At 70.2% G+C, this 26474-nt stretch carries 28 protein-coding genes; 15 read left to right on the forward strand and 13 right to left on the reverse strand.

Features of this window, described 5'->3' with window-relative positions; translation table 11 throughout:
• Window positions 1–89: 89 nt before the first annotated feature.
• The 3 genes from AMYAL_RS0137105 (at window position 90) to AMYAL_RS0137120 (ending at window position 2365) form a co-directional block, all read left to right on the forward strand.
• A complete protein-coding gene (locus AMYAL_RS0137105) occupies window positions 90–1073 on the forward strand; it encodes a LysR family transcriptional regulator (RefSeq protein WP_020636361.1) in 984 nt (327 codons plus the stop codon).
• 134 nt (window positions 1074–1207) lie between these two features.
• On the forward strand, window positions 1208–1420 hold the full coding sequence (locus AMYAL_RS0137110) for a hypothetical protein (RefSeq protein ID WP_020636362.1): 213 nt from the start codon (window positions 1208–1210) through the stop codon (window positions 1418–1420).
• A gap of 486 nt (window positions 1421–1906) precedes the next feature.
• Complete coding sequence (locus AMYAL_RS0137120) at window positions 1907–2365, forward strand: STAS domain-containing protein (RefSeq protein WP_020636364.1); 459 nt, start codon at window positions 1907–1909, stop codon at window positions 2363–2365.
• A gap of 13 nt (window positions 2366–2378) precedes the next feature.
• On the opposite strand, the gene AMYAL_RS0137125 is transcribed toward AMYAL_RS0137120, so the two are convergent.
• The gene (locus AMYAL_RS0137125; RefSeq protein ID WP_020636365.1) at window positions 2379–2729 is read right to left on the reverse strand and encodes an STAS domain-containing protein; all 351 of its coding nucleotides are present in this window, start codon (window positions 2727–2729) and stop codon (window positions 2379–2381) included.
• A gap of 153 nt (window positions 2730–2882) precedes the next feature.
• Here AMYAL_RS0137125 and AMYAL_RS0137130 point away from each other — a divergent pair, with 153 nt between their 5' ends.
• Window positions 2883–3296, forward strand: coding sequence for an ATP-binding protein (locus AMYAL_RS0137130; RefSeq protein ID WP_020636366.1), 414 nt, complete (start codon window positions 2883–2885; stop codon window positions 3294–3296).
• Between the two features lie 7 nt (window positions 3297–3303).
• On the opposite strand, the gene AMYAL_RS0137135 is transcribed toward AMYAL_RS0137130, so the two are convergent.
• The 6 genes from AMYAL_RS0137135 to AMYAL_RS0137160 form a co-directional block, all read right to left on the reverse strand.
• On the reverse strand, window positions 3304–3852 hold the full coding sequence (locus AMYAL_RS0137135) for a DUF4232 domain-containing protein (protein WP_020636367.1): 549 nt from the start codon (window positions 3850–3852) through the stop codon (window positions 3304–3306).
• A 26-nt stretch (window positions 3853–3878) separates the two neighbouring features.
• Window positions 3879–4394: a DUF4232 domain-containing protein gene (locus tag AMYAL_RS0137140; protein WP_020636368.1), complete on the reverse strand. Its 516-nt coding sequence runs from the start codon at window positions 4392–4394 to the stop codon at window positions 3879–3881.
• A gap of 131 nt (window positions 4395–4525) precedes the next feature.
• Window positions 4526–5359 carry an ABC transporter ATP-binding protein gene (locus AMYAL_RS0137145; protein WP_020636369.1) on the reverse strand — a complete coding sequence of 278 codons (834 nt, stop codon included), beginning with the start codon at window positions 5357–5359 and terminating at the stop codon, window positions 4526–4528.
• Between the two features lie 39 nt (window positions 5360–5398).
• The gene (locus AMYAL_RS0137150; RefSeq protein ID WP_020636370.1) at window positions 5399–5974 is read right to left on the reverse strand and encodes a dihydrofolate reductase family protein; all 576 of its coding nucleotides are present in this window, start codon (window positions 5972–5974) and stop codon (window positions 5399–5401) included.
• An 86-nt stretch (window positions 5975–6060) separates the two neighbouring features.
• The gene (locus AMYAL_RS0137155; RefSeq protein ID WP_020636371.1) at window positions 6061–6732 is read right to left on the reverse strand and encodes a response regulator; all 672 of its coding nucleotides are present in this window, start codon (window positions 6730–6732) and stop codon (window positions 6061–6063) included.
• Window positions 6733–7917 (reverse strand): sensor histidine kinase, encoded by a 1185-nt coding sequence (locus tag AMYAL_RS0137160; protein ID WP_020636372.1) that lies wholly within the window; start codon window positions 7915–7917, stop codon window positions 6733–6735. It abuts the gene before it with no gap.
• 182 nt (window positions 7918–8099) lie between these two features.
• Between AMYAL_RS0137160 and AMYAL_RS0137165 the strand changes: the two genes are divergently transcribed.
• Window positions 8100–8333, forward strand: coding sequence for a hypothetical protein (locus AMYAL_RS0137165; RefSeq protein ID WP_020636373.1), 234 nt, complete (start codon window positions 8100–8102; stop codon window positions 8331–8333).
• A 90-nt stretch (window positions 8334–8423) separates the two neighbouring features.
• Window positions 8424–10736 (forward strand): ATP-binding protein, encoded by a 2313-nt coding sequence (locus AMYAL_RS0137170; protein ID WP_020636374.1) that lies wholly within the window; start codon window positions 8424–8426, stop codon window positions 10734–10736.
• A gap of 3 nt (window positions 10737–10739) precedes the next feature.
• Here AMYAL_RS0137170 and AMYAL_RS0137175 read toward each other — a convergent pair whose 3' ends face one another.
• The 4 genes from AMYAL_RS0137175 to AMYAL_RS0137190 all read right to left on the reverse strand — a co-directional run bounded on the left by AMYAL_RS0137175 (window position 10740) and on the right by AMYAL_RS0137190 (window position 15887).
• Window positions 10740–11873, reverse strand: a complete 1134-nt coding sequence (locus tag AMYAL_RS0137175; RefSeq protein WP_020636375.1) for a helix-turn-helix domain-containing protein — start codon at window positions 11871–11873, stop codon at window positions 10740–10742.
• 186 nt (window positions 11874–12059) lie between these two features.
• A complete protein-coding gene (locus AMYAL_RS0137180; protein WP_020636376.1) occupies window positions 12060–12812 on the reverse strand; it encodes an NPP1 family protein in 753 nt (250 codons plus the stop codon).
• 50 nt (window positions 12813–12862) lie between these two features.
• Window positions 12863–14542, reverse strand: coding sequence for a dihydroxy-acid dehydratase (gene ilvD, locus AMYAL_RS0137185; protein WP_020636377.1), 1680 nt, complete (start codon window positions 14540–14542; stop codon window positions 12863–12865).
• A 64-nt stretch (window positions 14543–14606) separates the two neighbouring features.
• Window positions 14607–15887: a hemolysin family protein gene (locus tag AMYAL_RS0137190; protein ID WP_020636378.1), complete on the reverse strand. Its 1281-nt coding sequence runs from the start codon at window positions 15885–15887 to the stop codon at window positions 14607–14609.
• 129 nt (window positions 15888–16016) lie between these two features.
• On the opposite strand from AMYAL_RS0137190, the gene AMYAL_RS0137195 reads away from it, so the two are divergent.
• The 9 genes from AMYAL_RS0137195 (at window position 16017) to AMYAL_RS0137235 (ending at window position 24684) form a co-directional block, all read left to right on the forward strand.
• The gene (locus tag AMYAL_RS0137195) at window positions 16017–17351 is read left to right on the forward strand and encodes a cytochrome P450 (protein WP_020636379.1); all 1335 of its coding nucleotides are present in this window, start codon (window positions 16017–16019) and stop codon (window positions 17349–17351) included.
• Between the two features lie 146 nt (window positions 17352–17497).
• Window positions 17498–17983: a hypothetical protein gene (locus AMYAL_RS0137200; protein ID WP_020636380.1), complete on the forward strand. Its 486-nt coding sequence runs from the start codon at window positions 17498–17500 to the stop codon at window positions 17981–17983.
• Between the two features lie 62 nt (window positions 17984–18045).
• On the forward strand, window positions 18046–19044 hold the full coding sequence (locus tag AMYAL_RS0137205) for an AraC-like ligand-binding domain-containing protein (RefSeq protein ID WP_020636381.1): 999 nt from the start codon (window positions 18046–18048) through the stop codon (window positions 19042–19044).
• A gap of 40 nt (window positions 19045–19084) precedes the next feature.
• A complete protein-coding gene (locus tag AMYAL_RS0137210) occupies window positions 19085–19852 on the forward strand; it encodes a MoaF C-terminal domain-containing protein (protein ID WP_020636382.1) in 768 nt (255 codons plus the stop codon).
• Window positions 19853–19861: 9 nt separating this feature from the next.
• Window positions 19862–20254, forward strand: coding sequence for a nuclear transport factor 2 family protein (locus tag AMYAL_RS0137215; RefSeq protein ID WP_020636383.1), 393 nt, complete (start codon window positions 19862–19864; stop codon window positions 20252–20254).
• A complete protein-coding gene (locus AMYAL_RS0137220) occupies window positions 20251–21429 on the forward strand; it encodes an ABC transporter substrate-binding protein (RefSeq protein ID WP_020636384.1) in 1179 nt (392 codons plus the stop codon). The genes AMYAL_RS0137215 and AMYAL_RS0137220 overlap by 4 nt, the downstream gene beginning before the upstream one ends.
• Window positions 21430–21441: 12 nt before the next feature.
• Window positions 21442–22302: an ABC transporter permease subunit gene (locus AMYAL_RS0137225; protein ID WP_020636385.1), complete on the forward strand. Its 861-nt coding sequence runs from the start codon at window positions 21442–21444 to the stop codon at window positions 22300–22302.
• Complete coding sequence (locus AMYAL_RS0137230; protein ID WP_020636386.1) at window positions 22289–23992, forward strand: branched-chain amino acid ABC transporter ATP-binding protein/permease; 1704 nt, start codon at window positions 22289–22291, stop codon at window positions 23990–23992. Before AMYAL_RS0137225 ends, AMYAL_RS0137230 begins: the two co-directional genes overlap by 14 nt.
• Window positions 23989–24684 (forward strand): ABC transporter ATP-binding protein, encoded by a 696-nt coding sequence (locus AMYAL_RS0137235; RefSeq protein ID WP_020636387.1) that lies wholly within the window; start codon window positions 23989–23991, stop codon window positions 24682–24684. The genes AMYAL_RS0137230 and AMYAL_RS0137235 overlap by 4 nt, the downstream gene beginning before the upstream one ends.
• Before the next feature lie 189 nt (window positions 24685–24873).
• Here the strand turns inward: AMYAL_RS0137235 and AMYAL_RS0137240 are convergent, their stop codons facing one another.
• Both AMYAL_RS0137240 and AMYAL_RS0137245 read right to left on the reverse strand, forming a co-directional pair.
• The gene (locus AMYAL_RS0137240; RefSeq protein ID WP_020636388.1) at window positions 24874–25671 is read right to left on the reverse strand and encodes an SDR family NAD(P)-dependent oxidoreductase; all 798 of its coding nucleotides are present in this window, start codon (window positions 25669–25671) and stop codon (window positions 24874–24876) included.
• 14 nt (window positions 25672–25685) lie between these two features.
• Window positions 25686–26405, reverse strand: coding sequence for an SDR family NAD(P)-dependent oxidoreductase (locus tag AMYAL_RS0137245; RefSeq protein ID WP_020636389.1), 720 nt, complete (start codon window positions 26403–26405; stop codon window positions 25686–25688).
• Window positions 26406–26474 lie beyond the last annotated feature (69 nt).

A 26474-nucleotide genomic window follows, 5' to 3' on the forward strand; every position in this document is an offset into this window, starting at 1 on the left:
GGCTCCCCCTTCAGGTAGTCGCAGTACTGGTCGCACCCTCACACCGTGAACGGCCGGGCCGTAATGACCGGCGGCGATAGACTCCGCCTATGGCCCTGGAGATCCGGCACCTGCGGGCGATCTGCGCCATCGCCGAAGCGGGCAGCCTCTCGCAGGCGGCCGCCGCGCTGGGCATGTCACAGCCGTCGCTGACCTCCCTGCTCCAGCGGCTCGAACGGCAGATCGGCGCGCCGCTGTTCGTCCGCAGCCACGTCGGCGTGACCCCGACCCCGGTCGGTGAGCAGACGCTGCGCCGCGCGCTCACCCTGCTGGTGGAGTTCGACCGGTTCGAAAGCGATCTCCTCGGCGCGGTGGGCGACGGCCCGGTCCGGCTCGGATCGTCTCAAATGGACTGTCTGCCCACCTTCGTCGAGCGGCTGGACGACGCGCTGCCGGGGCTGGACGTGACCGTCCACGTGGAACCGTCGAGCGCGGTACTGGCGCAGGCACTGGCCCGCGCGACCCTCGACATCGCCGTCATCGCCATGTCCGACGACCAGGAAGTACCGCTGGCGAAGCATTTGGGTCATCGTGTGCTGTTCTCGTGGCTCCCGGTCTTCGTCGGCCTTCCCGCCCGGCACCGGCTCGCCGACAGCTTCGAGGTCGACCTCGCCGACCTCGCGGACGAAGCGTGGATCGGGCCGCCGGGTCCCGAGGACGGCTCGCTGACGTCGCTGCGCGCCGCGACGCATCGGGCCGGCTTCACCCCGCGGATCCGCTTCGAATGCCCCAACGGCGGCGGCCGGAACCTGATCGCCGCCGGGCAGGCGGTGCAGCTCGTGGAACCCACCGCTCCCGAACTGCCGGGGATGGTCGTCCGGCCGCTGAAGGACGACCCCATGCGGATGCGGCTGGTGCTGGCGTGGCGCAAGGAACGGCTGACGTGGGACCAGGCGGAGAACGTGTACCGCGCGATGATGACGTCGTACACGCGGCACGCGATGGCGTCGACGCCGTTCCGGACGTGGTGGGAACGACGGCGGAGTTCGGGGTCCGGGGACGGCCTGGTGGACTTCTTCCGGATGGCCCTGTGACTCCGGCGCCCGCGCGACCGTCGCCCTGTACCGAACGCCTCTCACCACCGGGAAACCATCGCTTTCGAACAGCCTGTAACCCGATCCCGCCTCGCCGCGATTGACCTCCCGTACCGGCGAACGGAGACGGGGAGATGATGACGCAACGGCTGTGGCTGGGACTGGCGGTCGTCTACACGTGCACCGCCATGGTCCAGCTCTACCTTCTCGCCAGCACCGGTGCCGTCTGGGCAGGCACCCTCACCGCGATCGGCTTCCTGGCGGCACTCCTGTGCGTTCTCGCCGCTTGGAAGGACTCGAGAAGAGAACGGGACGATACAAGGAAAGCAGACACGCGTCAGCCCTAGCGGCCGGGATACACGTTTACGTGTCGCGGAGTCCGCCGACGGCGGGCACGGTCGCCTCGGCCTGTTCCGCCGTCAGTCCGGCAGACGGTGCGAAAACCGCCGCGCGGACACCCCGTTCGCAGCGGCATCCGCATCGTGCGGTCACCCGTGCGAGGGCGATTTCCCGGTCCGGCGCGGGCGATTCCCCGTGTCCGAACTGCTTCCCGACGCGACGCACCCGCTGGAAAACCGGGGTATCGCCGGGGAAAAGGCCTTGCAGTGAGTGACCATGCGCGGCCGTGAATCATCCCCGGCGGTATTGCCAGGTGTGCCGAGCAGCGTACGGTGAGAAGCACGTGAGGTTGAGTCCACCAGCCCGCGCGAACGACCCGCATGTCCGCGGCCCGAACTTTCACAGGGCGACGCGGCGGCGAGTTGACTTGCGCAGCCGTTGTGCAGGCTTACCCGTTGTCCGTCTCGTCCCCGGCTATCCGGGAGACCAGCGTCATGACCGACCGAATTCCGTTCACGCGAGGCAGCCGCGACGGCCCCGCCCTCCGCACCGTCATCCACCCCGCCGCTCCGAGGCCGCGTCCGCCGGGCGAACACCTGCTGCGCGTCCAGCGGACCCGATGGAGTGAAGATCTGCTCATCGTCTCCGCGGCGGGCGAGATCGATCTCGCCACGGCCGGACGTCTCGAAGGCGCACTGTGGGGCGAGCTTCCCTCCGCCACGGTGCTCGATCTCACCGAGGTCAGCTTCCTCGGTGTCGCCGGGCTGCGGGTCATCGAATCCGCCGCCGCCCGCGCCCGCACCGAACGCCGCACGACCGGGGTCGTCGCCGACACCCGGCCGGTACTGCGGCTGCTGCACCTGTTCGGCGTCGAGGCCCACATCCCCGTGTACCGGTACCTCGACAACGCTATCCGCGAAGTGCCGAAAGCCTTGCCCGCGCCGAATCCCTGAGGCGCGGTGACGCTCAGGATCCGGCGAGTGGCAGCAGCGTGGACAAGCCCGTCTTCAGCGCCAGCCGCCGGATCGTCGGCGACGGCAGGAAACTCAGGTCGACGCCGTGGGTGGCGCACCGGTCGTTGATCCGGACCAGCGTCGCCAGCCCGGTGGAATCACAGAAGTCCACGTCTTCGAGGTCGACGACGAGCTTGCCGGGCACGGGCTCCAGCGCCTCCTCGAACGTCTCCTTGAGATCTTCTGACGTCGTCAGGTCGATTTCGCCCGCCACAGCGATGACCACCTGGGCGCCGTCAGGCCTGGCGACGGTCACCGAGAACGGAACTTCCCGGTTGTCGCCGTCTCCGCTCGTCACCGTCATCCACCCCTCACGATCGGCAGTCCGAGAGTCCCGAACATATCGGATGACGGCGTTCGATTGCGCGGCACTCGCGTCCCGATCGCGGCGGTGCCTTAGCCTGTTCCGAGGAACCGGCGGTCGTCGACCGCGGCGGACAAGGAGGAGAGCTCCGTGATGCCGATCGACGAGCCGGTGCGCAAGGGCACCGACCAGCTGGCCCTCGATGTCGCCGCCGTCCCCGGCCAAGCGGCCGCGTTGCGGGACGTCCTGGCGAACTGGGCACTCGAGCGGGGCCTTCCCCGCGAACTGGCCGAGGACCTCAAACTCACCGCATACGAAGCGATGACGAACGTCGTGAAGCACGCGTACCCGGACGGCACCGACGACAACAGGATGACGGTCACCGCCGCCCACGAGAACGGTCACATCAAGATCACCGTCGCCGACGAGGGCCGCTGGCGCGACGGCCGCCGCCCGGACGGCGGCCGTGGCTTGCCCATCATCCGCGCCTTCGCGCCGGAGGCTTCGGTCACGAGCACGACCACCGGGACCATCGTCCGGCTCGCCTGGCCCTGTCCCCCGGCCTGATTCGCGCTCAGCCCGCCAGTGGGTCGGCGAGGATCCCGTTGACCCAGCTGCCCGGACGCGTGGCGGCGTCCTGGCGGAGCACCGGCAGGCCGGACGGCCAGTCCGCGCTCAGCGCCTCGGTCTGCCCCGGCGGGATGGTCACCAGCTTCGACGGCGTCCAGGAGGTGGAGCCGCCACTGCCGGTCGAGCCCGGCGCCGAGGACAGCACGGTGACGGTCGCGGTCGCCGTCGAACCCGCCGGGACCTCGTTGACGCGGACGCCGTTGTCCACCCGCGGCAGGTGGTAGACGGATCCGTTCGGGTCATCCGGGCCGACCAGATCGACTCCGGGCACCCCGTGCAGGCCGCAGGCCTCCGACGAGATGTTCTTGAAAGTCAGCGGAACGTCGTACTGGCCGGTCGACTCTTCGAGCTGCTTCGGCTCCCCCAGAGAGACCGCGAGATCGGCCGTCTCGCACCGCGAAGTGGCGGCTTCGGCCGGGACGGCCGTCATCGCGAGCGTTCCGGTCAGCACCGCGACACCCAGGGAAACACGGTTGATCCGCTTGCCGGACATGGTTTTCCTCCTTCGCTCGGCGGGATTCAGGCGGTGACGGCGGTGACCTGGACGGCGGCGCCCTTCAGCGGCTCGCCCTCGGGCCAGTCCGCGACGACGGGAACCCCGCCCGGCCCGGTCGGCAGGTCGAAGGTGATCGTCGTCGGCGTGTGCGGGTTCGGCGCCTCGGCGGAGGCCTGCACGATGCGCGACACGGCCGGATGTCCCTCGCGAAGGTTCACCGGCGCCGCGTTCGCCGCGGTGGCGTCCGGCACGGCCGTGACGTCGTCGATGAGCTGACCGTCGTCGACGAACGACAGCGCGGTGGGCGCGCCCTGGAGCTTGCAGTTCGTGGTCGGCGACGCGGCGGTGTAGGTGAGGACGTACGCCTCGTGGCCCGCCGAGTGCGACGGATCCGGTGTCACGGTCACCTCGACGTCGGACGCGCCGCAGAGTTTGTCGCTCGGCATCGCCCCGGCGACCCCGCCCGCGGCCAGCACCCCGCCCGTGACCAGTCCCCCGACGGTCATCGCCACGGCCGCTCGCTTCATCGGGACGTTCATGACATCTCCTTCTGCTCGGTGATCGATTCACGTTGATCGAACTCACTGAGAAAGATGCCCACACGCGCCCCGAAGATGCGTGAAGATGATGTTGATCCCCCGAAAGCAACCCGGAGGAGTGACAGGCGTCTTTAAGAACGCCTGACCGCGTGCGCGGCCCAGCGGCCGTTGATGCGGTGGACCTCGACGTCCCGTTCGTAGCAGGCGGAAAGGCCCTCGTCGGTGAGGACCTCGTCGATCGGCCCCGCGCCGGTGACCTTGCCGCGCCGCACCATCAGGGCGTGCGTGGCCGTTGCCGGGATCTCCTCCAGGTGGTGCGTCACGGTGACCGTGGCCAGTTCGGGCTGAGCCAGCGTCAGGTTCTCCAGCGCCATCAGGAGGTCCTCGCGGCCGGGCAGGTCGAGACCGGCGAACGGCTCGTCCAGCAGGAGCAGCAGCGGATCGGCCATCAGCGCCCTGGCGAGCCGGACCCTGGCCCGTTCGCCCTGCGAGCACACGCGCACCGGCCGGTCACGCAGTTCGGTGCAGCCGACCAGTTCGAGCAGTTTCGACGCCCGGTCCCGGATCGCGTCGTCGTAGCGGTCCCACAGCGGGAGGACACTTCCGCTGAACCCGGTGAGCACCACGGTGTGCGCGTCGTGGTTCTCCGCGTCGGGCAGCCGCTGGTTGGCCCCGACGAAGCCGATGTGCGTCCGCACGTCACGCAGGTCGACCGCGCCCATGCGGTGGCCGAGCACGACGGCCGTGCCCGCGCTGGGGAACCGCTGGGTCGAGGCCACCGAGAGGATCGTCGACTTCCCGGCGCCGTTGCGGCCGAGGACGACCCAGCGCTGGCCGTAGTCCACCCGCCAGTCCACCTCCGACACCAGCGGCACGCGGCCGACGTGCACCTCGACCCCGGCGAGCTCCACCGCGGGTCCGTCGAGATTCGGCTGGACGAAGACGGGCTTGTTCACACGGTTCATGATCGCAGGGCACGCGGCCGGGTCCCGGCCGGGGTCCGATCATCGGATGACGTCGTAGACCAGCTTCTGGACCCCATTGCCGTAGGCCTCGCTCTCGACGAGCTTGAGGCTCTGCTTGTCCTTGTCGGTGTCGCTGAACAGCTTCTTGCCCGCGCCGAGCAGGACCGGGAACAGCAGCAGGTGGTAGCGGTCGATCAGACCGGCGTCGGCGAGGTTCCGGTTCAGCTCCGCGCTGCCGTGGACGATGATCGGGCCGCCCTCGGTCTCCTTGAGCTTCGCGACGTCGTCCAGCGAACGCAGGATCGTGGTCTCGCCCCAGTTGCCGACGAGGTCCTCGTCCCGCAGCGTGGTCGAAACGACGTACTTCGGCATCGCGTTGTAGCCTGCGAATTCGACGGTCATGTCCGGCCACACCGGCGAGAACGCCTGGTAGCTGGCCCGGCCCATCATCATCGCCGTGGCCTCGCCCTGCTCGCGGCCCTTGAGCTCGTACGCCGCTTCGTCGAACTCGATGCCGTTGAAGGTCCAGCCGGAGTTGCGGTAGCCGGGCTCCCCGCCGGGCCCTTCGACGACGCCGTCGAGCGAGACGAACGCGGTGGCGATCAGGGTGCGCATCTGGTTTCTCCTTGATGGTTCCGAACTGCTTTCGACACTGCGTCGACCGGGGACCGGCGGATTCGACATCGTGCCGGAAAAAAGTTTCAGGCCTCCGCGTCGCGGACCAGCAGGGCGATCTGGACCCGGTTCTCCGCACCGAGTTTCGAGAGCAAGCTGCTGGTGTGGGCCTTGACCGTCGCGACGGTGATGTCCAGCCTCCGCGCGACGTCGGTGTTGGACAGCCCTTCCGCGATGGCGTTCGCGGTCTCGCGCTCGCGGTCGGTCAGGGTGGCCAGCAGACCGGCCGCCGTCTCGCGGGACGCCCGGCGCGCGTCGGAGGACCGCGGGCCGGTGGCGGCGGTGATCAGCCGTGCCGTGGCGGCGGGAGACAGCGCGGGTTCCCCGGTCGCCACCGTCCGGATCGCCGCCAGTATCCGCGGCGGCGGGGTGTCCTTGAGCAGGAACCCGAGCGCGCCCACCCGGAGCGCGCCCAGCACCATCTCGTCCGAGTCGAACGTGGTGAGCACCAGTACCCGCGGCGGTTCCGGGGACCGGAGGATCTCCTCGGTCGCGCTCAGCCCGTCGCGGCCGGGCATCCGGACGTCCATCAAGACGACGTCGGGCCGCTGCTCCCCCACCACGGTGATCGCGGCCTCGCCGTCCGCGGCCTCGCCGACCACGACGAGGTCGGGTTCGCCGTCGACGATGAGCCGCAACGCCATCCGCACCAGATGCTCGTCGTCGACGAGCACGACGCGGACCCGCTCGTTTCCCATTCACTCGCTCCCTTCGCGGACCGGCCAGGGTAGCCGCGCGGCAAGGACGAACCCGCCGCCAGGTTCCGCGCGATGGTCCAGTTCGCCGCCCGCCAGTCCGACTCGCTCGGAGAGGCCGAGCAGCCCGTACCCCGAAGCGGGCGGGCCCGCCGTCTTCCGCGCCGCACCGGAGTCCCGGATCGTCGCCCGCAGACCGTCGCCCGCCTCTCCCTCGACGGCGACCGCAACGCTGGCTCCCGGCGCGTGTTTGCCCGCGTTGGTGAGCCCTTCCTGGACGACCCGGTAGACGGTCCTCGCGATCGCGTCCGGTGGCTCGCCTTCCGTCGTGTTCGCCAGGGTGACGTCCAGTCCCAGCGCCCGCGCGTCCGCGACGAGCGCTGGCAGATCGGTGAGCGAGGGTTGCGGCGGCTCCAGCTCGTCCGGGCTCGCCCGCAGCACGCCGAGGACGTCCCGCAACTCCTCCAGCGCCTGATGCGAACCGTCGGCGATCCCGCGAGCCAGCTCCGCGACCTGGTCGGCGGGCAGGTCCGGGCGATGCCCCAGCACCCCTGCCTGCATGGCGACCAGCGAGACCCGGTGCGCGAGGACGTCGTGCATCTCGCGGGCGATCCGGTGCCGCTCCACGATCCGCGCCTCGGCCGCACGCGCGGCCTGCTCCCGCTTCGCGCTTTCGACCTGTTCCCGCAGGGAGCGCACCTCCTCCCGGCGCGCGCCGATCGCGGCGCCGACGGCCACCACGATGCCCACCATCAAAAGCGGAAGACTGATCACCAGCCACAGCGGTCCCGCCGGCTCGCGATGCGGGTAGAGGTCGTTGCCCAGCACCGCCGTGACCAGGGACAACACCGCCGCGACCGCCGTTTCGGCCGGTCGCCGCCGGGCGGCCAGCGAACAGAGCGCCAGCAACGACGCGCCGCCGGACAGGACCGAAGCCGTCGAGACGAGGATGACCCCGAGCGTGATCGCGACCGGGAAACGACGGCGCCACAGCAGAGCGATCAAACAGAGGAGCGCCAGCGCCGGATCACCCGTGATCATCCAGTCGATCCTCGGCCCCGACGCTCCCACCGGCAGTTGCGACGCCGTCATGACCCAGAGCAACACGCCCAGCGCGGCCGCGGCGAGCAGGCGCCAGGCCTGCCCCCACGGACGGAGGGGTGGCTGGGCGCCGACGTCGGTGAGCACGGGCCCATCATGGTCGACCCGCCGGGGACGGCGCAGCCGGACTCGGGACGATTCCGGCCCCGACCTCGGTCGCGGCAGGGGTCGACTTTGGTCGAACGCGGCGCGAGACGCGATGCCGATGTGGTCGCGGCGCGACCGGGAGATGCTGGACGTATCACCGGGAAACAGGGGGTAGAGAGAGCATGAGCAAGGGTGGCTGGCAGGGGCTGCAGATCGTCGGGATGGTGATCGTCGCCGTCTTCGCGCAGGCCTCCATCCGCAGCCTTTTCGACCATTCCGCGACCCAGTTATGGGGCGCGTTCGACTGGGTACCCGGTGAGTGGGGCGGCAGGCTGCTCGTGTTCCTGCTGCTCGCGGCGGCGGGACTCGTGCTGGCGGGCTGGGCCCACGACCGCGGCAAGCAAGCTGCCAGCTAGGAGAACGCCGGTCCGCTAGGATCCGCAGCCGGGCGATTCCCGTCTACATCGGACGGAGTGTCGCGGGTCCTGGCGATCGCGGGAGAGTGCATGGCGGACGGAGTCGGCTCACTTTCGGGGTGGTCGGCCGACCCCACCGAGGTGACCAGCTACGTGGGCCGCGACGCCGAGACCGACGAGGCACGGCGCCTGTTGGAGATGTCGTCACTGGTCACGCTGACCGGACCTGGCGGCGTCGGCAAGACGAGACTGGCGTGGCGGCTCGCGGCGGCCCACCGGGAGGCGACCGCCGACGAGGTCGTGTTCGTGTCGCTGGCCGAACTGCGGGAACCCGCGCTGCTGGTGCCGACCGTGGCGAACGCCCTCGGTTTCGGCGACCGCTCGGCGAAACCGGCCATCGAGGTCGTCGTCGAAGCGCTGCAGGCAAGCCGGTTGCTGCTGGTGCTGGACAACTGTGAGCATCTGGTCGACAGCTGCGCCTGGTTCGCCGACACCGTGGTCAGGGCCTGCCCCCAGGTGACAGTGCTGGCCACGAGCAGGCAGTCCCTCGGCGTGGCGGGCGAACGGGTCCTGCCCGTGCCGCCGCTGGCGATACCGGAGCAGGGCGACTCCTTCGAACGCGCGGTGAACGACGAATCGGTGCGGCTGTTCGTGGACCGCGCGACCGCAGTCGCGCCGTCGTTCCGGCTCACCGAAGAGGACACCGAACCGCTGATCCGGCTGTGCCGCAGGCTGGACGGGCTGCCGCTGGCGATCGAGCTGGCCGCCGTCCGCGCGCGGGCGCTGTCCCTGCGCCAGCTCGCCGACCGGCTCGACAAGCAGTTCTCCGTTCTCACGAAGGACCGGCGCGGACGGCCGGAGCGGCACGAGACCATGCGGGCCCTGATCGACTGGAGCCACGACCTGTGCACCGGGCCCGAACGGCTGCTGTGGGCCCGCGCGTCGGTGTTCTCCGGCAGCTTCGACCTCGACGCCGCCGAACAGGTCTGTTCCGGCGGCGAACTTCCCCGCGAACGGGTCCTCGAAGTCGTCGACGGGCTGCTCGACAAGTCCATCCTGCTGCGCGAGGAGTATCCGGGCGGCGTGCGGTACCGCATGCTGGAGTCGGTGCGCGAGTACGGCGTCGACCGGCTCCGCGAGACGGGCGGGACCGCGGACCTGCGGAAACGGCACCGGGACTGGTTCGCCGAACTCGCCTGCCGGTACGCGACCGAGTGGCTGGAGACCGACCAGCTCGCCTGGATCGGCCGGTTGCGGCGTGAGCACGCGAACCTGCGCGTCGCACTCGACCACTGCACCGGCGATCCCGAGGACGCGATCGTCGGCTTGCGGATGCTGCGCGACGTCAAGGAGTTCTGGATCGTCCGCGGGCTGAACACCGAAGGCCGGATGTGGGTCCGGCGGCTCGACGAGGCCGCGGCGCCGGGAGTCCCGGAGCGGGCACACGGGCTGTGGCTGTCCGGTTTCCTGGCGCTGGTGCAGGGAGACATGCCCGCCTATCGGTGCATGCTGGACAGGGCGGCCGCCGAAGCCGAGACGAGCGGCGACGAACTCGCCGCCGCGTACGTGCTCCACGTCCGCGCCTACGCCGCGCTGATCGGCGACGACATGCCCGAGGCGTCGCGCCTGTTCGGCACGGCCATCGACCTGTTCCGCGCCCACGGGGACGAGGGCGCGGACCTCTGGGCGAGCTACAACCACGGACTGGCCGTCTGGCTGGACGGCGACATGGACCGTGGCCGGGCGGTGCTCGCCGAAGCCGTCGAGCGCTGCGAGCGGCGGGGCGAGGTCTTCTGGCGGGGCTGGGCGCTGTGGTCGCGCGCCGCCGCCGAGTACCTGCAAGGCGACCTCGCCGTGGCGAGCCGGTGCTGCGAGCAGGTCCTGCGCCTGCACGAGCGGGTCGACGACCGCGTCGTCGTCGGGTTCACGCTCACCGTCCTGGCGGGTTGCGCGGCCCGCACCGGACGGCCCAACCGGGCCGCGATCCTGCAGGGCGCCGCGATGAACGTCTGGCGCACGGTGGGCGCGTGGCCGACGCGGTACGAGGCGTTCACCGAACCGCTCCAGACCGACACCGACACGGTGACCGCCGCGCTGGGCTGGGAGGTCGCGATCAAGGAGTTCACCGACGGCGCCGCGATGCCCACCGGCGACGCCATCGCGTACGCCCTCGAGGAACGGTCCCCCGCGCCGCGGAAACAAGCCGCGCAGGTGCTCACCAAACGCGAGACCGAGATCGCGCACGTGGTCGCCGAGGGACTGACGAACCAGGAGATCGCCGACCGGCTCGGCATCGCCCGCCGCACGGTGGACACCCACATCGACCACATCCTCACCAAACTCGGCTACTCGAACCGGGTCCAGGTCGCCACCTGGGTCACCAGGTCCGCCGATCCCGCCTGACGCTCACGCCGCCCTGATCGGGGTGGCCTGCCCGGTCTGCTCGGGGACGAGCAGTTCGGCGCGCAGGGCGATCCGCAGGTCCAGCCGCTCCTTCGGATCGTCGAGCCGGGCACCGAACAGGACCCGGAGGCGGCGCAGGCGGTTGCGGACCGTCTGCGGGTGGACGCCGAGGTTGTTCGCGATCTCGGGCGCCCCGCCGCGGGCGGAGAGCATCGCGTCGAGAGTTTCGGCGAGTTTGGCGCGCTCGTTCGGCGGCAGATCGGCGATCGGCGCCAGGCTGCGCGTGACGAGCGCGGTGGTGAGCACCTCGTCGGCGAACAGCCAGTGCGTGGTCAGGTGATCCGACCAGCGCACGAGCGGCCCGTCCTCGATCACCTCGCGCCGGACCAGTTCCAGCGTCCGGCGGGCCCACCGCAGTGACGCCGCGGCTTCGGCAGGCGCCACCGCGGGCCCGACCGCCGCCCGTGCACCCGCCAGGACGCCGCTGATCTCGACGTCGTCGGGCACGAGGAGGTGCGGATACTCACCGGTGAGGTCGGCCAGCACCTCCGGGCCGAAGGAGGCCCGGACCGCGCCGGGTTCCGCGGCGATGGCGACCACCCGCGCGGGCGGCACCCAGCCCGCTTGGGCCGCGAGTCCCGCCCACTTCGCGGGCGGGCGGCCGCTCAAGATCTCCCTCAGCAGATTCCGGCGCACTTCGGCCAGCGAAGGCGTGTGCGCGGCGCGGTAGGCGGCGGTGGACAACCGGATCAGGACGTCGGCGCAGCGGAGCAGCGCCTCCACCCCGGTGTCCATCAAGGCCGATCCGGCCCCGGCCTGCCGCGACAGTGAGGCGAGCACGGGCAGGGCGCCGCGGCCCGCCGAGTGATAGGTACGGGAGAGCCGGGCCAGTTCCTTTCCGGCGGCGTACTCGGCGGCACCAACCTGCCGGAAGGCGTCCGCGCCGGCGGCGATCCCCGGTGCGGAGTCCATCCCGTCGTGCTCCAGCACCAGGGCGACGAACTCGGTGGCCCGCCCGTCGAACAACGGCGCGTGCTCGGGCAGCGCGTGCCGGATGCCCTCGACGACCACGCGGGCGATCACGAGGGCGGCGGAGCGGGCCGGGGCGGGGCGGACTGGAGCGTGGGACGCGGTCATCGTCGACCTCCGGGGCAGCGGGAATCGTCGGGGCGCCGAGTCTGCTACTCCTCGGTAGCGGGGCACATCGGGTGAATTACGTACTCGGGCCCATCCCACCTAGGTGGGTGAACGTGTCCCGAGCGCCACGCTCGGGACGCTCACCGTCTCGAACGTGGCGCTCGGGACGCGCTCAGCCCACCCGAATCACGCAGCCGGGTCGAACGGGATCCCGGACGGCTTCGCCTTGGCGAGTTCGCCGTTGAACGACGAATCCCGGATCCCCAGCTGCGCGCTGCCGAAGTCGTGCCCCGTCAGCTTGTCGCGCAGCCCCGGCGGGTAGCCGTCCCAGCCGACCAGCGGCGGGTACTGCCACTGCTTCTTGTGGTTCTCCGGCTCCTCGCCGAAGCCCGCGTGCCGGAAGCAGTGCGTGCTGATCCCGTCCTTATGGTAGATCACCTTGGGGTGCTTGCCGGTCTCGTCCCACGGGACCTCGTCGCGCTGTTTGGTCGTGTACTTGCCGTGCGCCGAAGTCGAGACGTACCTGCCCCACTCGCCTTGGACCCAGACGACGACGTGCTCCCAGTCGTGCCGGTGACCGGCGCTCCCTGGGCCCAGCGCGGCCTGGTCCTTCTCGAAGTAGAGCGCGTACAGGTAGGCGCACCAGCCGTTGTTGCACTTCACCCGCGAGTACGCGTTGGTGTTGTCCAGATCGGACAGGTCGCGGCACTGGCCGTTGACGTCGCCGCCCAGTGCGAGTCCTGGCGCGAGGGTGCCGTCACGGCCGATGGCCGGGGTGGGATAACAACCGTCTCCGTCGTAGTCGAAGGCGGGTTCGTAGGTCCGGTCGGGCCAGGGCGCCGACCAGTCCAATGCCTGCGGCGGGACCGCCGAGGCTGTTCCTGTCACGAAGAGCAGAGCGGCGAGCGTGCCGAGGAGGACCGTGCTGAACCGTCGCATGTGGTTATTTATTCACGACTTGATTCAACACGGAACCCTCCTTGGTCGGCTCACTCGCAGACGGCCCCGTGCGCGGCGCTCCGGACGACCTTGGCGTACTTGCCGAGGACACCGCGCGTGTACGCCGGAGGCTTGGGTGCCCAGCCCTCGCGGCGTGCCTCGATGTCGTCGATGTCGACTTCGAGCGTCCGGTTCGCGACGTCGAGCGTGATCGGGTCCCCGTCGCGCACGAACGCGATCGGCCCGGCATCGACGGCTTCCGGCGCGATATGGCCGACGCAGAGGCCGGTCGTGCCGCCGCTGAACCGGCCGTCGGTGATGAGCAGGACGTCCTTCCCGAGCCCGGCGCCCTTGATCGCGCCGGTGATGGCGAGCATCTCGCGCATTCCCGGCCCGCCCTTCGGGCCTTCGTAGCGGATGACGACGACGTCCCCGGCGACGATCCGGCCCTCGGCCAGCGCGTCGAGGGCGGCTCGCTCGCCGTCGAACACGCGCGCGGTGCCGGTGAACGTCGATTCGTCGAAGCCCGCCGACTTCACGACCGCGCCTTCCGGGGCCAGCGATCCCTTGAGGATGGTCAGCCCGCCGGTCTTGTGGATCGGGCGGTCGAGCGGGCGGATGATCTCGCCGTCGACCCCGGCGGGCGCGATGCCTTCGAGGTTCTCGGCCATGGTCTTGCCGGTCACGGTGAGCACGTCTCCGTGCATGAGCCCGGCGTCGAGCAGCGCCTTCATCACCACGGGGATGCCGCCGACCTTGTCGACGTCGTTCATCACGTACTTCCCGAACGGCTTGAGGTCACCGAGGTGCGGGACCTTGTCGCCGATGCGGTTGAAGTCGTCGATGCGCAGATCGACCTCCGCCTCGCGCGCGATCGCGAGCAGGTGGAGGACGGCGTTGGTCGAACCGCCCAGCGCCATCACGACCGCGATCGCGTTCTCGAACGCCTCCATGGTCATGATCTGCCGCGCGGTGATGCCCTGGCGGAGCATGCCGACGACGGCTTCCCCCGAGCGGTGGGCGAACCCGTCACGGCGCCGGTCGACGGCGGGCGGGGCGGCCGAGCCGGGCAGCGACATGCCGAGCGCCTCGGCCACCGACGCCATCGTGTTGGCGGTGTACATCCCGCCGCAGGCACCTTCGCCGGGGCAGATCGCGCGTTCGATCCGGTCCACTTCGGCACGGGTGATCTTGCCCGCCAGGCAGGCTCCGACGGCCTCGAAGGCGTCGATGATCGTGACGTCCTGCCCGTCGACCTGACCGGGCATGATCGAACCCGCGTAAAGGAAGACGGAGGCGAGGTCGAGCCGGGCCGCGGCCATCAGCATGCCCGGCAGCGACTTGTCGCAGCCCGCCAGCAGCACGGAGCCGTCCAGCCGCTCGGCCATCATCACCGTTTCGACCGAATCGGCGATCACCTCCCGCGAGACGAGCGAGAAGTGCATGCCCTCGTGCCCCATGGAAATACCGTCGGACACCGAGATCGTGCCGAACTCGAGCGGGTAGCCCCCGCCCGCGTGCACCCCATTCTTGACCGCCTTGGCCAGCCGGTCGAGCGACAGGTTGCACGGGGTGATCTCGTTCCACGACGAGGCGACCCCGATCTGCGGTTTGGCGAAGTCGTCGTCGCCCATCCCGACCGCGCGGAGCATCCCGCGGGCCGCCGCGCGCTCCAGTCCGTCGGTCACGTCGCGTGAACGAGGCTTCAAATCCGGCTGGTCCTGCGGCATCGGGACACCTTCCTTCGTGGTGGGACACCGGGCACGCTGTCAACCCGGCGCGCCCGGCGCAACTTCATCGCTCCGGTTTGAAGCCGCGGTGCAGCGCCACCCGCGTGATCGCGTGATGCTCGACGCCGAGCACTTCGGCGGTCCAGCCGGAGACCGTCACCCGGTCACCCGGTTTCTCCGGGATCCGGCCGAGGAGCACCAGGATCAGCCCGGCGATGGTCGCGTACTCCCCCGGCGGCGCGTCCCGCAGCTCGACCCCGACGTCGACGAGGTCGTGCACCGGGAAGGTGCCGGGCAGCACCAGGGAGCCGTCCTTGCCGTCGCGGACGGCCAGTACGTCGCGGTCGGTCTCGTCGTAGATCTCGCCGACGATCTCCTCCAGCAGATCCTCCAGGGTGACCATGCCCGCGACGGCGCCGTGTTCGTCGACCACCAGCGCCATCTGCTCCCGCTCTGCCTTGAAACTCCGCAGCGCGTCCGAGACCCGCAGCGAATCGGGGTACACCACGGCCGGCCTGACGACCTCGGCGAGGTCTTCGTGGTCGCCGAGCAGATCGCGCAGGTGCACGACGCCGACGACGTCGTCCAGATGGCCGCCGCGGGCGACCGGCGCACGGGAGAAGCCCGACTCGGCCAGCTGGCGGCGCGCCGACCCGAGGTCCTGCTCGGCCGCGAGCGTCAGCACGGCCCGGCGCGGGACGAGCACCTCCCGCAGCCGTCGTTCGTGGATCTCCAAGGCGCCGTTGATGATCATGCGCTGCTCGGCATTCAGGCCGCGTTGCGCCGAGACCAGTTCCCGGAGCTCCTCGGGCGACATCTGGTCCGGATCGGCTTCCGCCCGGCCGCCCAGCGCGCGCACGACGAAGTTCGTCGACGCGCTCAGCGCCCACACCACCGGCCTGGAGATCGCCGACAACAGGTTCAGCGGTCGCGCCACCAGCAACGCCCACCGCAGCGCGTTCTGCATGGCCAGCCGTTTCGGCGCCAGTTCCCCGAGCACCAGGGTGAGGAACGTGAGGACCATGGTCACCAGCGCGACGGCCACCGCTCCGGCGGCGTCGCCGAGGAAGTCCAGCAGCGGCACCAGGGGCTGCGCGAGGGAGACCGCCGCCGTCGCCGAAGCGAGGAACCCGGCGAGCGTGATCCCGATCTGGATCGTCGCCAGGAAGCGGTTCGGGTCGCGCGCCAGCCGCACCAGCGTCCGGGCCGCCGCGCGGCCGTCCCGTTCCAGCGCCCGCAGCTGTCCCTCACGCAACGAGATCAGCGCCATCTCGCTGCCCGCGAACACCGCGTTGACCACCACCAGCACCGCGACCAGCGCGATGTCGAACCCGTAGCCGCCCACAAGCACTCCCCGGCCCGCCCGAAGTGCAGAACATTACCGAGGGCGAAGCGGGTCCGCAGATGTCGCGAGCGCTGGCTACTGACGGGTAGTTCCGATACCTTCGAAGGAACCCGCACGGACGGAGTCCTGATGTTCGCCCTCAAGACCACTCCCGCACGGACCTTCCTGCGCCGCGCGGAGGAGATCGCCAAACCGGTCACCCGCTGGAGCATCGGCCACGCCATCCCCCGTGTCGCCCTGCGGGCCGCGGCGCGCCGGGGCGACCTCCAGGGCAGGCTCTCCATCGAGGCAGGCGGCGGCGCGGACCTGACCGGGTTGTTCGACGAGATCCGCGCGCACGGCGCCGTCGCCACCACCAGGGTCGGGCACGTGACCACACGGCATTCGGCGTGCAAGGACATCCTCACCGACGACGCGTTCAAGACCGTGCGGTTCGTCCCGGACAACCCGGTGCTCAACCGGCTCGTCGCCTGGTCCGAGTCCGGGCTGATCCACCCGATCCAGCCGCCGTCGCTGCTGGCGAGCGAGCCGCCCGACCACACGCGCTACCGGAAGCTGGTCACGCGCGTCTTCACCGCCCGCGCCGTCGAGCAGCTGCGGCAGCGAACCCAGGCGATCGCCGACGAACTGCTCGAAAGCCTCGACCCGACGAATCCCGTCGACCTCATCGAGCAGTACTGCGGACTCCTGCCGGTCACCGTGATCAGCCAGATCCTCGGTGTCCCGCCCGAGGAACGCGACAAGGTGCTCGCGCTGGGCGGCGCCGCGGCCCCGAGCCTCGACCTCGGCCTGCCGTGGCGGACCTTCCGGACCGTCGAAGCCACGCTGGCCGAATTCGACTCGTGGCTCACCGTGCACCTGGAGAAGCTGCGGGCGAATCCCGGCGACAACCTGCTCAGCAAGCTGATCGCCGCCCGCGAGGACGGCGTCGGCCTGACCGAGCGGGAACTCAAGGCCACCGCGGGACTGGTGCTGGCGGCCGGGTTCGAAACGACCGTCAACCTCCTCGGCAACGGCATCGCCCTGCTCACCCGGAATCCGGGCGAACTCGGGAAACTGCGGGGGAATCCGGACCTGTGGAGCAACGCCGTCGACGAGATCCTCCGCTACGACCCGCCCGTCCTGCTCACCGGCAGGCTGTGCGCGCGTGACACCGAGATCGGCGGGGTGCCGATCCAGCGGGGTTCGATAGTCAGCACGGTGCTCGCCGGCGCCAACCGGGACCCGGAGATCTTCGACGCCCCTTCGGTTTTCGACGTCGCGCGAGCGAACGCGCGAGATCACGTGTCGTTCGGCGCCGGGCGGCATTACTGCCTCGGCGCTTCGCTGGCGAGGATGGAGGGGGAGGTCGGGCTGCGGTCGATCTTCGAGCGATTCCCCGACCTGCGGCTGCTGGGCGGTGCGCGCCGGCGCCAGACCCGGATCCTGCGCGGCTTCGAAACGCTTCCCGCCACCCTCATCTGACTGGGTGGGCAGCTCGCGTGTCGTCCGTCCAAGCACGGGTGTCGTCCGTCTGATCACACGTGCCGTCTGTTCAGTCACGCGAAAGTACCGACTCGCGGGGATTTTTACCGGACCGGCTACGGAAACCGGTCAGTAACCTCGCCCTCGTGACCACTCCGGAGCGCCGAGGCAAGGAAGCTCCGGAGCTGCCCGCCCTCACCGTCACCGGATGCCTGATGGGCTTCTTCATGACCGTGCTGGTCCTGATCGGCCCGGCCCTGCTCTGGATCAGCACCCGGTTCGAGCCCGGCGACGACGACGGCCTGGTCATCGTCGCGATGGGCGCGGTGTTCACGATCGGCGGGCTGGGCACCGTCGGCTCACACCTCCGGCAGAACGCCAGGGCCCGCGAGACACACCGCGCGCTCGACCGGAAGGGTGTCCGAGCGACCGCGGAAGTCGTTTCCAGCAAGCGGATCTGGGTCGACGAGGTGAGCACTCCCACGGACGACGTCGACCTCGTCGTCACCGGTCCAGGAGTGACCACGTTCAGTGCGCGCGTGCTCACCGAGGACGTCGGCCGCTACGAAACGGGCACGGTGGTACCCGTCGACGTGGACCCGCGGACCCTCCTCTTCCGCCTCGCCGACTGACCCTGCCGCGATCATTGCCCGGCAGCATCGTATCGCTTATCGTATATGAAATTCACCCCCCGATGCTGCGAGGTGACCTCGTGACCACCGCCACCGCCGACCCGACCACCACCATGGTCGCGCGAGATTTCACGGATTTCCGCACGGTGGTGTCGCAATCCTTCGTGCCGCTGCACGTGACGAGCGAGCACCGTGACCACTTCCGCGGCCGCATCCGCTCATGCGGCGCCGACGACGTCCAATTGACCGAGGTGACCGCGTCCGCGCACGTGGTCGAGCGGACGCCCGAGCTCATCGCCAGGGCGGACAGGCACTACTACAAGCTGAGCCTGATCCTGTCCGGGACCGGGCTGCTGATCCAGGACAACCGCGAGGCCATGCTGCGCCCCGGTGACGTGGCGTTGTACGACACGCACCGCCCGTATTCCCTGGCGTTCGAAGAGGATTTCCGCACGCTCGTGGTGATGTTCCCGCAGCGGCTCATCGATCTCCCCCGTGATCTGGTCGGCCAGCTGACCGCGGTCCCGATGTCGGGCAAGCGGGGCATGGGCAACGTGGTCGTGCCGTTCCTCGCCCAGCTCGGCAGCAACCTCGACCAGCTCGGCGGACCGGCGGGCGTCCGGCTCGCGCATACGGCGGTCGATCTGCTCGCCACCCTGTTCGCCAGCGAGCTCGACCTCGCCCGCGCGACGGCCGGGCCGCATCACGAGCTGATGCGCCGGGTCCTCGCCTACATCGACACGAACCTGTCCTCCACCGACCTCGGCCCGGCGCAGATCGCCGCCGAGCACTACATCTCCACCCGGCATCTGCACGGCCTCTTCCACGAACAGGGCACGACCGTCTCGGGCTGGATCCGCACTCGCCGCCTGGAACACTGCCGCCGTGAATTACTGGACCCAGTGCACGCTTCGCGGCCAGTCGCCGCCATCGCGGCGAAGTGGGGATTCGTCGACGCGCCGCATTTCAGCCGCGTGTTCAAGACGGAATTCGGCTGCTCGCCGAGTGAACTGCGCCGCGGCTTGACCGTGAGCGATCGGTTGTTGCCGCCCAGCGCGTGACAGCTGGCCCTTCACGGGCGGTCGCCTGAACGATGACCGCATGTCCGAAGCACCCGAGGAACAGTGGCGCACCTATGACGAGTTCGCCGCCGGAATAGCCACCTACCGCCTGCCGAACGCGGACCTGTCGGGACGCGAGCTCACCGTCACCCTCGACGACGGTGCGACGCTCGCGCTGCGGTTCGAGGACGCGGAAACCGTCACCTGCAACGGCATCAAGGATCCGTACGACGCGGTCGCCGTCCGGGAAGACGTCTTCTTCGTCAATCTCCCCCTTACCAGTGTGGAAGGTGAAGCGCTCACCGTCGTCTTCTCCACGACGACGCATCGCGCGCTCGCCGTGCGCTCGGTGATCGGCGCCGAGGACGTCGAAGGCGTTCCCCGTGTCTCCCAGACGTTCTGGTCCGGCACCACCGACGCGGGCACGCCGACCGGCGAGGAACCGGGGCCGTCGCGCGACCTGATCGGCAAGCGCAACGTCTACCGCTACAGCCCGGAACACCTCTACGAGCACGTGTACGTGTCTTCGCAGCGCTATGCCTGGCAATGCCTCGAAGGCGTGCAGCGCGGCCACGGAGACATGGACCTGTCGACGGTGTGGAAGTTCCAGGACGGGCTCTACCTGTTCTGCTTCCGCGAGTTCCGCATCGCCGTGGCCAGCGTGTGGCTGCACGACCTCGGCTACGCGCTGAAGACCACCGGCGTCTTCCTCGGTCTGACCGGCGACGGCCGCTCGGAACATTCCCGCGCGGGCGGGCACATCTACCCACTCGGCGCGGTCGCCTATCCCGACGCGCAACCGGTTTAAGGAGTCTCAGTGTCCAATTTAGACATCATCGCCGCGCACTACGCCGCGAGCGACCGGGGCGACCTGGCGGGCATGCTTGCCCCGCTCGGTCCCGCGACCACCTGGACGGAGGCGGCCGGTTTCCCTTACGCCGGCACCTACACCGGTCCGGAAGAGGTCAAGGAAAAGGTCTTCGGCGCGATCGCGAACGACTGGGACGGCTACGGTTTCGTCCTGGGCGAGCTCGCCGACGCGGGTGACACGGTGATCGGCATCGGCACCTACCAGGGCAAGCACCGCGAGACCGGTCGCTCGTTCACCGCCCGAGTCGCGCACGTGTGGAAATTCGACGGCGGCAAGGTCACTTCGTTCGAGCAGATCGTCGACTCCGTGCCCGTCGCCGAAGCCATGGAGAACCGGTGAAACCCGCGCGGCGCCTGGTCGCCCTCTCCGCCGCCGTCCTGCTGGCCACCGCGGGCTGCGCCGGGGCGGACAGCGGTTCGAGCGGGCCGATCGTGGTCGGTTCGGTCAACGCGCTGAGCGGCGCGGCCACCTTCCCCGAAGCGTCACAGGCGGCCAAGGCGGTCTTCGACGCGGCCAACGCGAGCGGTGGCGTCAACGGAAGACAGATCCAGTACAAGGCCCTCGACGACAAGGGCGACCCGGCGGCCGCGGCGGCAGCGGCCCGCGAGGTCGTCGGCCGTGACGAAGCGGTGGCGCTGGTCGGCTCGTCCAGCCTCATCGAGTGCGAGATCAACAACAAGTACTACGAGCAGCAGAAGATCCTGTCCATCCAGGGCATCGGCGTCGACCCGGCGTGCTTCACCAGCCCCAACATCGCCCCGGCCAACGTCGGCCCGTACCACGACATGACGCTGACCCTGCTCTACGGGTCGGAAACGCTGAAGCTGAACGACATCTGCGCGCTGCTGGAGATCGCGGGCAACACGCTGCCGTCGTATCAGGCGGCCATCGACGAGTGGTCGGCCATCACCGGCAAGAAGCTCAAGTACCTCGACGCGACCGTGCCCTACGGCGGTTCCGACTACACCTCCTACATCGTCAAGGCCCGCAACGCCGGGTGCAAGGCGATCACGGTGAACCCGGTCGAGCCGGACTCCATCGGCCAGCTCAAGGCGGCCGCGGCGCAGGGCTGGAACGACGTCACGTGGCTGCTGCTCACCAGCGTCTACAGCGAGAACTACGCCAAGGCCATCACCAACGCCGGCGCCGGGGTGTACGTGCCCGCCGAGTTCTACCCGTTCACCGACTCGACCAGCCCGCAGAACAAGGACTGGCGCGAGCTGATGACGAAGAACAACATCCCGCTGACCTCGTTCAGCCAGGGCGGCTATCTGGCGGCGAAGTACTTCCTCGACGTCGCCAAGGGGATCAAGGGTGACGTCACCCGCGAGTCGGTCACCAAGGCGCTGCGTGAGATGAAGCCGATCACCGATCCGATGGTCGGCACGCCGTACGTCTTCGGACCCGGCCAGATCCACCACGACAACACCGCGGGCTGGCCGATCAAGCTCGCCTCCGGCACCAACAAATGGGAGCTCGTCGCCGACGACTGGCTGCGGATTCCCAAGAAGTAACAGGAGGATTCGATGCTGCAGGGAGCGCTGGCAGGCCTGGCCGCCGGCGGACTGTACGCGGTATTGGCGGTGTGCCTGACGCTGATGTCGCGGTTGGTGCGGGTGGTGAACTTCGCCCAGTCGGCCACCGGAATGTTCGGCTGTTACGTGGCGGTGTTCCTGTCCGTCGACCTGGGCCTGCCGACGTGGCTCGCCACCGTCGTCGGGATCCTGCTCGGCGGGCTGCTCAGCGCGCTGCTCGGCTGGATCGTGTCCACCTGGCTCGCCGAGGCGGACACCGGCACCCGCTCGGCGGTCACCGTCGCGGTGCTGCTCCTGCTGATCTCGTTGTCGTTCATCCTGTTCGGCAACAAACCGCAGCCGTTCCACCCGATCCTCGACGGTCCGGCGGTCACCGTCGGCGGCGTGGTGATCAGCCAGGTCACCGTGGTCACCGTCGCGCTGGCGGTGCTGGTGGCGGTGGCCAGCAGGCTGGTGCTGAGCCGGACCCCGGCGGGGGTCCAGCTCAGGGCCCTGTCCGAACGCCCGACGACGGCGGAGCTGCTGGGCATCCCGGCGAAACGGCTCAGCGTTGCGGTCTGGGCGGTCACCGGGGTGGTCGGCACGCTGGTCATCTCGATCGTCGCGCCGTCGCAGTCCAACGACGCGACCTCGCTGGCGATGCTGGTGGTCCCCGCGGCCGCGGCGGCCCTGCTGGGCGGGTTCCGCCGTCTCGACCTCGCGGTCGCGGGCGGGCTGGGCCTCGGCCTGATCCAGGGCGCGGCCGCGCAGGTCGACGGGCTTTCGGTGGTGCGGTACTTCCTGCCGTTCGTGGTGATCGTGGCGCTGCTGCTCTGGTCGCAGCGCAAGGAGGTGTGGGATGCGGCTCGCTGAACGCGGGATGCCGTTCGTGATCGCCCTGGTCGCGATCGCGGCGGGCTTCGGCCTGAGCGTCGGGCTGGACGGGTACTTCGTCTACCTCGGCATGAGCGCCGTCGTCGCCGGGATCTCGCTGCTCGGCCTGGGCGTGGTCACCGGCAGCGCGGGGATGATCTCGCTGTGCCAGCTGACCTTCGGCGCCGTCGGCGCCTGGGTGGTGTCGGCGCTGAACGAGGCGCAGGCGCCCGGCGGGTTCCTGACGTGGCTGGTCCTCGGCGGTCTCGCCGCAGGCGTGGTCGGGGTGCTCGTCGGGCTTCCGGCGTTGCGGCTGCGCGGGATCAACCTCGCCGTGGTCACGCTGGGGCTCGCCGCCGCGGCGGACCTCGCGCTGGTCCAGCTCCAGTTCCCCGGTGTCTCCGGCGGGATCTCGGTCGAACGGCCGGACGCCTTCTCCGACGACCGGAGCTACTTCCAGCTCGCCGTCGTGGTGCTGGTGCTGTGCTGCCTGGCCGTGTACTTCCTGCGCCGCGGGCGCTGGGGCAGCGCGTGGCAGGCGGTGGCGTTCTCCGAACGCGGCACGGCGGCCGCGGGCACGAGCGTGCGGACGTCGAAGCTGACCGCGTTCGCGGTGAGCGCCACCCTCGGCGGGATCAGCGGCGGACTGCTCACCGGGCAGGTCGGGCTCGCCTTCCCGGCCAGTTTCACCGCGATCCAGTCGCTGGCGCTGTACGTGCTGGCGATCATGTCGGGCGCGCATCTGATCGACATGGCCGTCTTCGGCGCGGTGCTGTGGGTCGGCGTGCCGGAACTGCTGAAGCGCTGGGGAATCCCGCAGGACTGGGGATTCGTGGTGTTCGGCGTGCTCGGGGTCCAGGCGCTGGCGAGCGGCGGGAACCTGGGCACCACGGTGCGGCAGGTGTGGTACCGGCGGTCCAAGAAGGAGCCCGCGAAACTCGACCTGGCCGCCGGGACCGCGGCCATCGAGCCCAAGGCGCCCGGTCCGCCGGTGCTCACCGTGCGCGGGCTGAGCGTGAGCTTCGGGCACGTGGCCGCACTGTCCTCAGTGGACATCGCGGTGCCGGAACACGGGGTGCTCGGCGTCATCGGGCCGAACGGCGCGGGCAAATCGACGCTGGTCGACGCGATCAGCGGATTCCTGCCCAATGCCGAGGGTTCGGTGGAACTCGGCGGCAAGCCGCTGGCCGGATCGCCGTCGAACCGGGCCCGCGCCGGGCTGCGCCGGACGTTCCAGCAGGACCGTGTCCCGCCGGGGCTGACGGTCGGGGCGTATCTGAAGTTCCTCGCCCGGCGACGGCTCACCGCCGACGAGATCGGCGAGGCACTGGACTTCTTCGGCTGCCCCGCCGCCCGCACCCCGCTGTCGCAAGTGGACGTCGGTGCGCGCAGGCTGGTCGAGGTCGTCGGGCATCTGCTGGCCAAGCCGCGCGTCCTGCTCCTCGACGAGCCGGCCGCCGGGCTTCCGCACGAGGAGCACGTCGCGTTCGGGGAACGGCTGCGGCAGGTCCCGGCGCGGTTCGGGGTGTCGGTGCTGCTCATCGAGCACGACCTCGACCTGGTGCGCTCGGTCTGCGACACGATCACCGTCCTCGACTTCGGCCGCGTGCTGGCCTCCGGTCCGCAGGCCGAGGTGCTCGCGGATCCGGCCGTGCTCAAGGCGTACATGGGTGAAACGGAGATGCTGTGAACGCGTTGCGGATAGCGGGGCTGACGGTCACCCGCGGTGCCGGGCCGGTGATCTCCGGCGTCGACCTGACGCTGGAACCGGGCCGGATCACCGCGCTCGTCGGGCCCAACGGCGCCGGGAAGACCAGTCTGCTCGAAGCCGTTTCCGGTGTCGTGCCCGTCGCGGCCGGAACCGTCCACATCGGACCGGACGAGATCACGAAGCAGTCGCGGGTCTCCCGCGCCCGGCGGGGCCTGGCGCATATCGAGCAGGGGCGCGCGGTGTTCGGCGGGCTGACGGTGCTGGAGAACCTGATGCTCACCGCGCGCACCCGCGCGCGGGCCGACGAACTGTTCGAACTGTTCCCCGAACTCGAGAAGCGCCGCGATTCCCCGGCGGCGCTGCTCAGCGGGGGCGAGCAGCAGATGGTGGTGCTGGCCCGCGCCTTCGCCGCGCGGCCGTCGTTCCTGCTGATCGACGAGATGTCGCTGGGACTCGCGCCGGTGGTGTTCACCCGGCTGCTGCCGATGGTGACCCGGTTCGCCGAGGAAGGGGCGGCGATCCTGCTGGTCGAGCAGTTCACGCACCTCGCGCTCGGGGTGGCCAGTGACGCTCTGGTGGTCTCGTCAGGGCGCGTCACCTACGCGGGTTCCGCTCAGGACCTGCTGGACTCCCCCGGCACCCTGCACACCGCCTACCTCGGGGAATCCTGAAGCGCGACAACTTCACCCCACCGCCCGAACACGTCGCGAAAGCCACCTTGGGGACATCAGACGTCGCGAAAGTGGCTTTCGCGACGCACTCGGCCTCACGGACCGGCGAGGATCACGTCGGCGACGTAGTGAAGGCCTCCTTCCTTACCCTCAGGGTAGGGAAGGAGGCCTTCACGGACTCCGGCCGCGCTAAGAACCCATGCCCGCGCGTTCGAAGGCCAGGGTCGGCAGGTCGACGGCGTGCGCGCCACCATCGGCCACGATCACCGCACCGGTGATGTACGACGACTCCGAAGAACCCAGGAACCGCACGATCGAGGCGATCTCCTCCGGCTCGGCGGGACGGCGCAGCGGGACCTCGGCGGTGACGCGGCGATACCCCTCGGCGTGACCGCCGTCGAAGCCCGCGGCCTCGGCGAACTGGTCCATCTCGCCGTCCGCCATCGGGGTCCGCACCCAGCCGGGGCAGACCGCGTTCGCGCGGACGCCCTTCGGCCCGTAGTCGCGGGCGATCGAGCGGGTCAGCCCGATCAGCGCGTGCTTGGCGACGGTGTACCCGGCGACGTTCGGCCCGGCGAACAGCCCGGCCAGCGACGACACGATGACCACCTGGCCACCGGATTCGACCAGCGAGGGCAGGGTGGCCCGGCAGAACACGAAGGCGCTTGACAGGTTCGAGCGCAGGGCCAGTTCCCATTCCTCGTCGCCGGTGTCGACCACCGAAGACAGGCCGTGCCCGCCGGCGTTGGCCACCACGACGTCGATCCGGCCGAACTTGCCGACGATCTCCGCAGCCGCGTTCTCGGCGGCTTCGCGATCGCTGGCGTCGCACGCGATGACGTGCGCGCCGGTTTCGGCGGCCACCTTCTCCAGCGGTTCGAGCCGGCGTCCGAGCACCACCACCTGGGCGCCCTCGTCGGCGTACCGGCGGGCGACCGCGGCACCGATACCGGTACCGCCACCCGTGATCGCGACTACCTTCTTCACTTGCGGAGTCCTTTCTAAGCGGGAAAACCGGAGCGGGCCGAGACGCCGAAGTCGGCGAGCACGGCCTGGCCGTTGACCGCCCGCGAACGAGCGGACGCGAGATGGAGCACCTGCCAGGCGACTTCTTCCGGAGCCTGCACCGGGAACGCGGGATCGTCGAGCACCTCGCCGAGATCGCCGCGCGCCATCGGGGTGTCGACCACCGACGGGCAGACGCAGTTCACCCGGATACCGGGGAGATCGACCGCGAGCGCCCTGGTCATCGCGACCACCGCGCCCTTCGAGGCGCAGTACGGCACCATGCCGGGCGCGCTGGTGAAGGCCGAGTCGCTGGCCAGCAGGACAACCGAGCCGTTCGCCGCGGCGAGCCACGGCGCGGCGTGTTTGACCAGCAGGAACTGGCCGGTGACATTGACCGCCATCAGCGCGGCGAAATCCTCCGCCGAGGTTTCGGTGACCGGTGTCCCCACCGGGCCGGAAATCCCGGCACAGCCGACCACGACGTCGAGCCCGCCGAACCGGCTCGCCACGGCGTCGATCGCGGCGACCATCGAAGGCTCGTCGGTCACGTCGGCGTGGACCGCCAGGAGACCGTCCGCGAGGGTGGGCACGGGTGCCCGGTCGAGGGCGCCGACCCGCGCGCCCTCCGCAAGGAACGCCTGGACGCAGGCAAGGCCGATACCGGACGCCGCGCCGGTCACCAGCACGGCCTTGCCCGCGAGATCCAGTCCCATGGCGTCATCCTGCGGTCTGGACCTTTCGCGGCGGTTGGCCATCCGCGCATCCTTCTTGTCGACAGCCGC

Origin of the sequence: Amycolatopsis alba DSM 44262, from assembly GCF_000384215.1 — a bacterium.
GTDB lineage: Bacteria > Actinomycetota > Actinomycetes > Mycobacteriales > Pseudonocardiaceae > Amycolatopsis > Amycolatopsis alba.